The 5,937-nt window shown below is 72.2% G+C and carries 5 protein-coding genes; 4 read left to right on the top strand and 1 reads right to left on the bottom strand.

All coding sequences use genetic code 11. The features are described 5' to 3' along the window. The first annotated feature begins 22 nt into the window (after window positions 1-22). Genes DQW06_RS00525 through yicI form a run of 4 tightly spaced genes read left to right on the top strand, consistent with a single transcriptional unit; the run spans window position 23 to window position 5,508 of the window. Complete coding sequence (locus DQW06_RS00525; protein ID WP_071621120.1) at window positions 23-1,282, top strand: sugar ABC transporter substrate-binding protein; 1,260 nt, start codon at window positions 23-25, stop codon at window positions 1,280-1,282. Then, entirely contained in the window at window positions 1,279-2,214 is a 936-nt protein-coding gene (locus DQW06_RS00520) for a carbohydrate ABC transporter permease (RefSeq protein WP_013155919.1), read from the top strand. Before DQW06_RS00525 ends, DQW06_RS00520 begins: the two co-directional genes overlap by 4 nt. After that, window positions 2,211-3,119 carry a carbohydrate ABC transporter permease gene (locus DQW06_RS00515; RefSeq protein ID WP_013155918.1) on the top strand — a complete coding sequence of 303 codons (909 nt, stop codon included), beginning with the start codon at window positions 2,211-2,213 and terminating at the stop codon, window positions 3,117-3,119. Before DQW06_RS00520 ends, DQW06_RS00515 begins: the two co-directional genes overlap by 4 nt. 55 nt (window positions 3,120-3,174) lie before the next feature. Beyond that, window positions 3,175-5,508 carry an alpha-xylosidase gene (gene yicI, locus DQW06_RS00510; protein ID WP_013155917.1) on the top strand — a complete coding sequence of 778 codons (2,334 nt, stop codon included), beginning with the start codon at window positions 3,175-3,177 and terminating at the stop codon, window positions 5,506-5,508. A gap of 126 nt (window positions 5,509-5,634) precedes the next feature. Here yicI and DQW06_RS00505 read toward each other — a convergent pair. Then, window positions 5,635-5,937 (bottom strand): phage antirepressor KilAC domain-containing protein (locus DQW06_RS00505; protein WP_198662350.1); only part of this gene is annotated, 303 nt, incomplete at its 5' end.

Below are 5,937 nucleotides of genomic sequence, written 5' to 3'. Positions count from 1 at the left end.
CCCGCCGAGAAGGCCCCCCGACATGCGCGAACACCTGTACCGACACCCGCACCGCCCGCTACGAACGGCGTCGGCGGCCGCCTGCGCCGCGGCGCTCGCCCTGACCGGAGTCGGCTGCGCGGCCGAACGCGACCCGAGCGTGTACACCATCATGGACTCCAGCACCGACGAGCCCTACCACACCTGGGACCAGGAGGCGATGGACGCCTGCGGGGAACAGGTGGGCGTGGAGGTGCGCCACATCAGCGTGCCCGCCGACCAGCTCGTGCCCAAGGCCCTGCGGATGGCCTCCTCCGACTCGCTCCCCGACGTGCTCAACCTCGACGGCTCGGACCTGCCGCAGTTCGCGGCGGCCGGGGGCCTGGTACCGCTGGAGGAACTCGGCATACCCACGGACGGCCTGTCCGAGGGCGCGCTGTCCATCGGCAGCTACGAGGGCGTGTACTACGGCGCCGCCCGGTCGGTGAACTCCCTCGGCCTCTTCTACAACGCGGCCGCCCTGGAGGAGGCGGGCATCGACCCGCCCCGGACCTGGGCGGAGCTGGAGGAGGCCGCCGCCGAGCTGACCGGGGGCGGGCGCTACGGCCTGGCGATCAGCGCCCTGGCCACCGAGGACGGCGTCTACCAGTTCCTGCCGTGGCTGTGGTCCAACGGCGGCGACGAGAGGGAGCTGGCCTCACCGGAGTCGGTGGAGGCGCTGGAGTACGTCACCTCGCTGGTCGAGGCGGGATCGGTCTCCCCCTCGGTGGTCAACTGGACCCAGGCCGACGTCAACGACCAGTTCATCGCGGGCAACGCGGCCATGATGGTGAACGGCCCCTGGCAGCTGCCGGTCCTCCAGGAGCACCCCGACCTGGAGTGGGCCGTGGCGGAGATCCCCGTGCCCGAGGCCGGGGACACCTCGGTGGCTCCGATCGGCGGGACCACCTTCACCGTGCCGGTCAACGCCGAGGACCCCGACCGCGAGCGCGTGGCCGCCGAACTCGTGGCCTGCCTGACCACGGCCGAGGCGCAGCTGGACTGGTCCACCAAGGGCAGCAACGTGCCCGTGGACACCGGGGCGGCCGAGCAGTACCGCGACCTGGTCCCGGAACTGGCCCCGTTCGTGGACCAGGTGCGCACGGCGCGCAGCCGGACCGAGCACGCCGGCACCGAGTGGAACGCCTACTCCCAGGCCATCGGCACCGCGCTCCAGGCGGCGCTCACCGGCGAGGCGAGCCCGCGGGAGGCCATGGAACGCGCCCAGGCGCGGGTCGAGGCGGAGCTGGAGGCCCGGTCATGACGGCGACGGGGACGAGGCCCACGGCGACGGCGAGGACGGCGACCGCGGCGCGCGGGCGCCAGAACCTCACCAAGTGGCTGTTCGTCGCCCCGGCGCTGCTGTACATGCTGCTGTTCTTCGGGTACCCGCTGGTCCGCAACGTGGCGATGAGCTTCCAGGACTACACCTTCTCCACGTACTTCACGGGGGAGGCGCCGTTCAACGGGCTGGAGAACTGGCGGGCGGTCTTCGCCAACGAGCTGTTCGGCGCGTCCCTGTGGCACACCCTGCTGTTCACGCTGGGATCGCTGGCGGGGCAGTTCTGCATCGGCATGGCGCTGGCGGTCTTCTTCAGCCGCCGCTTCCCGCTGTCGGGGATCATGCGGTCCCTGCTCCTGCTGCCGTGGCTGATCCCGATGGTGGTGGCCGGCACCGTCTGGCGCCGGGTCCTGGACCAGGAGACCGGCGTGCTGAACGAGTCGCTCCAGGCGCTCCAGATCACGTCGTCGGCCGTGCCCTGGCTGAGCAGCCCCGACTTCGCGCTGCTGTCGGTGGTGCTGGTCAACATCTGGATCGGCATCCCCTTCAACATGGTGATCCTCTACGGCGGGCTACAGGAGATCCCCGCGGAGCTGCGCGAGGCGGCCGTGCTCGACGGCGCGGGCCCGCTGCGCACCTTCTTCGGGGTGACCCTGCCCCTGCTGCGGCCCGTCGTGACCGTGGTGCTGGTGCTGGGCTTCATGTCGACCGTGAAGATCCTGGACCTGATCCTGGCGCTGACCAACGGCGGTCCGGCGCACTCCACGGAGACCCTGGGCACCCTCACCTACCAGCTGTCCTTCCTCCAGCTCGACTTCGGCCAGGGGGCCGTGGTCGGCAACGTCCTGATCCTCGTCAGCATGGTGTTCGCGGTCATCTACCTGCGCGCCAACCGTGGAGGTGTCACCCGATGAGCGCCGCACCCGAGAGCACCGCCCCCTCCCCGGCGGGCCCGTCCCGGAGCGGCGGGGCACCGGCCGCCGCGCGGCCCCGGCGCCCGCGCGTGACGCGCAGGGCGCGGGGCGACGCCGTGAGCGCGGTGTTCGGCGTCCTGGTCCTGGCCGTGCTGCTGTTCCCGCTGTACTGGATGGTCAACACGGCGCTGCAACCGGGCGCCGCGATGGTGGAGCTGCGGTGGTTCCCGCGCACGCTCGACCTCGGCAACTTCCAGCGGGCCTGGGAGTCGCAGGCGGGCAACCTGCTCACCTCGATCCTGGTGGCGCTCGGCGCGGTCGCGGTCTGCCTGGCGGTGGCCGCCCCGGCGGCCTACGCCCTGGCCCGGTTCCGGCTGCGCGGCGCGGAGACGGTCGTGTTCGCCACCCTGATCACCCAGATGGTCCCGGGCATCGTCGTGGCCAACGCGCTGTACAACGCCTACGTCGAACTGGACCTGGTCAACTCCTACCTCGGGCTGATCCTGGCCGACGCGTCCCTGGGCATCCCCTTCACGATCGTCCTGCTGCGCGCGTTCATGGTGTCCATCCCCGAGGAGGTGCTGGAGGCCGGGATGCTCGACGGCGGCGGACGCCTGCGCGTGCTGGTCTCGATCGTGCTGCCGATGAGCCGCAACGCGCTGATCACGGGCAGCCTGTTCACCTTCCTGTTCGCGTGGTCGGACTTCCTGTTCGCGCTGACGCTGAACACGACCGACGCGGTCAAGCCCGTGACGCTCGGCATCTACGAGTACATCGGCGCGCACGTCGGCGACTGGGGCGCCGTCATGGCCGTGGCCGTCCTCTCCTCGATCCCCGCGGCGGTGCTCCTGGTCGTCGCGCAGAAATACGTGGCGGCCGGGATCTCCGGGGGGTCGATCAAGTGACCCGCCGCCCGCACCACCGGCGAACCGAGACCACGACGACAGGGAAGGGACGCCCATGAAGTTCACCGACGGCTTCTGGCAGATGAGGGAGGGCGTGCGCGCCAACCGCGCGCGCGAGGCCCGCGACGTGCGGGTGCACGACGACCGGTTCACCCTCTACGCCCCGGTGCGCCCGATCGGGCACCGGGGGGACACGCTCAACACACCGCTGATCACGGTGGACTGCTGGTCGCCCGCGCCCGGTGTGATCGGTGTGCGGAGCACGCACCTGGCGGGCTCGGTCCGGCGCGCGCCGGAGTTCGACGTGCGCAGCGACCCCGGCGCCGCCCCCTCGGTGGCGCGGGACGGCTCCTCGGTGGAGCTGACCAGCGGGGAGCTGTCGCTGCGGGTGGCCACCGAGGGCCCCTGGCGGATGGAGTTCCGCGCGGGCGGCGCCGTGCTGACCGGCTCCGACGCCAAGGGCACCGCGTTCATGGAGGACGCGGACGGCTCCCACCACATGCTCGGGCAGCTGTCGCTGGGGATCCGCGAGCTGGTGTACGGCATGGGCGAGCGGTTCACGCCGTTCACGCGCAACGGCCAGACCGTGGACATCTGGCAGGCCGACGGCGGCACGAGCAGCGAGCAGGCCTACAAGAACGTGCCGTTCTACCTGACCAACCGGGGCTACGGGGTGTTCGTGGCGCACTCGGGGCCGGTGTCGTTCGAGGTCGGCTCGGAGTCGGTGGGCCGCGTGCAGTTCAGCGTGGAGGACCACGCCCTGACCTACTACGTGATCCACGGGGAGAGCCCCAAGGAGATCCTGGCCCGGTACACCGCGCTCACCGGCCGCCCCGCGCTGCCGCCGCGGTGGTCGTTCGGGCTGTGGCTGTCCACGTCGTTCACCACCTCCTACGACGAGGACACGGTCAACCGCTTCATCGACGGCATGGCGGAGCGGGGCGTGCCGCTCAGCGTGTTCCACTTCGACTGCTTCTGGATGCGCGAGTTCCACTGGTGCGACTTCGAGTGGGACCCGGAGCTGTTCCCCGATCCCGTGGGCATGCTCTCCCGACTCAAGGGGCGCGGGCTGCGGACCTGCGTGTGGATCAACCCCTACATCGCCCAGCGGTCGGCGCTGTTCGAGGAGGGCTCCCGGCTGGGGCACCTGGTCCGGCGGCCGGACGGGACCGTGTGGCAGTGGGACATGTGGCAGGCGGGGATGGCGCTGGTGGACTTCACGTCCGCCGACGCCCGCGCGTGGTACGCCGGAAAGCTCAAGGTCCTGCTCGACATGGGTGTGGACTGCTTCAAGACCGACTTCGGCGAGCGGGTGCCGACCGACGTGGTGTGGTCGGACGGCTCCGACCCGCAGGCCATGCACAACTACTACACGCACCTGTACAACGAGACGGTGTTCGACCTGCTGAAGCGCGAGCGCGGTGAGGGCGAGGCCGTCCTGTTCGCGCGCTCGGCCACGGCGGGCGGGCAGAGCTTCCCGGTGCACTGGGGCGGCGACTGCGCCTCGACGTTCGAGGCGATGGCGGAGAGCCTGCGCGGCGGCCTGTCCCTGGGGCTGTCGGGGTTCGGGTTCTGGAGCCACGACATCGGCGGCTTCGAGGGCACCCCCGACGCCGCGGTGTTCAAGCGCTGGCTCGCGTTCGGCCTGCTCTCCTCGCACAGCAGGCTGCACGGCAGCCGCTCCTACCGGGTGCCGTGGGACTTCGACGAGGAGTCCACCGAGGTGGCCCGCGTGTTCACCCGGCTCAAGTGCGCGCTCATGCCCTACCTGTTCGGCGCGGCCGTGCAGGCCCACCGGGAGGGGACGCCCGTGATGCGCGCGATGCTGCTGGAGTTCCCCGACGACCCGACCTGCCACCACCTGGACACGCAGTACATGCTGGGTGAGGACCTGCTGGTCGCCCCGGTGCTGAGCGCGGACGGCTCCGTGGAGTACTACGTCCCCGAGGGCGTGTGGACCCACCTGATCACGGGCGAGACGGTGCGGGGCCCGGTCTGGCGCCGCGAGACCCACGGGTTCGACTCCCTGCCCCTGCTGGTGCGGCCGAACGCGGTCCTGCCGGTCGGCGCGGTGGACGACCGGCCCGACTACGACTACACGGACGGGCTGACCCTGCGCGTGTACGGTGCCGGGGAGGCGGCCACGGCGACCACCACGGTCGTGCCGTCCGCCGACGGCTCGGCCGCCGCGGTCTTCCGGACCGAGCGCTCGGGGGGCGGGGTCACCGTGGAGGCCGGGGCCGCTCCGGCCCACGGGTGGCGGGTGCTGCTGGTCGGCACTGGCGGGGCCGAGACCGATGGCACCGGGGCGGAGGTCACCGTGACCGACGACGGCACCCTGGTGTCGGTTCCGGCAGGGACCGCCCGCGTGGACCTGCGCCTGTCCTGACGCGCGAGGGCCCCCGGCGCGCGCCGGGGGCCCGGGAGCACGCGCGAGGGTTCTGGCGCGCGCCGCCGGGCGCGTTCCGCACCGTGCCCGCGGGCGGTGGCGGACGCGGCGTGCGCCCCGCGGGCCCTACGCCGCCTCGTCCAGGGCCGGGGACGCGTGTCCGGCCAGCCTCCGGTGGAGGTACCGCAGACCCTCGGCGGTGACCCGCAGCTGCGGTCTCCCCGGCACGCGCCTGCCCGTGCGGGGGTGGTCGTAGGACGTGGGCCGCAGGCGCAGGTGGCGTTCGTGCCGGGCCCTGGGCACGTCGTCGTCCGGGGAGACCATTCCGCTGGCGCGGATGAAGGCGAACAGGCGGCGCTGCCCGGTGGAGATGGCGGGGTCGCGGTTGAGGACGTGCGCCGCCTCGCGTACGGAGTAGTCCCCGTCGGC

It is taken from the genome of Nocardiopsis sp. TNDT3 (assembly GCF_003427465.1).
GTDB lineage: Bacteria > Actinomycetota > Actinomycetes > Streptosporangiales > Streptosporangiaceae > Nocardiopsis > Nocardiopsis dassonvillei.
Note: the sequence above shows the minus strand (reverse complement) of the source record. Positions and strands in the feature narration are given on the sequence as shown.

Coding starts and splice junctions, on each gene's coding strand:
- DQW06_RS00520 (WP_013155919.1), top strand. CDS start 1,279: ATGACGGCGACGGGGACGAGGCCCACGGCGACGGCGAGGACGGCGACC.
- yicI (WP_013155917.1), top strand. CDS start 3,175: ATGAAGTTCACCGACGGCTTCTGGCAGATGAGGGAGGGCGTGCGCGCC.
- DQW06_RS00515 (WP_013155918.1), top strand. CDS start 2,211: ATGAGCGCCGCACCCGAGAGCACCGCCCCCTCCCCGGCGGGCCCGTCC.
- DQW06_RS00525 (WP_071621120.1), top strand. CDS start 23: ATGCGCGAACACCTGTACCGACACCCGCACCGCCCGCTACGAACGGCG.